Annotated in this window: 1 protein-coding gene; it reads right to left on the bottom strand. The window is 47.0% G+C overall.

Going from position 1 to position 202, the window contains the following annotated elements; all coding sequences use genetic code 11:
- Positions 1-202 (bottom strand): TetR/AcrR family transcriptional regulator (locus FDX22_RS00665; protein ID WP_146716575.1); only part of this gene is annotated, 202 nt, incomplete at both ends.

Raw genomic sequence — 202 nt, 5'->3', positions numbered from 1 at the left:
GCAAAAAATGCCTGATATTGCACAGACATGGTGTCAGTAAAACGCTCGAATGCCTCCATTAAAAGCTCATCTATTCCCGAAAAGTAATAGGTCATTGAGCCCAGCGGCACCTCGGCAATCATGGCGATTTTCCGGTGTGTAACCCCATGAATACCATGGATTATAACCGCATCCAGCGTGGCCTGGACTATTTTATCCCGTC

This window comes from Citrobacter sp. TBCS-14 (assembly GCF_005280805.1).
Taxonomy (GTDB): Bacteria; Pseudomonadota; Gammaproteobacteria; order Enterobacterales; family Enterobacteriaceae; genus Citrobacter; species Citrobacter gillenii.
Note: the sequence above shows the minus strand (reverse complement) of the source record. Positions and strands in the feature narration are given on the sequence as shown.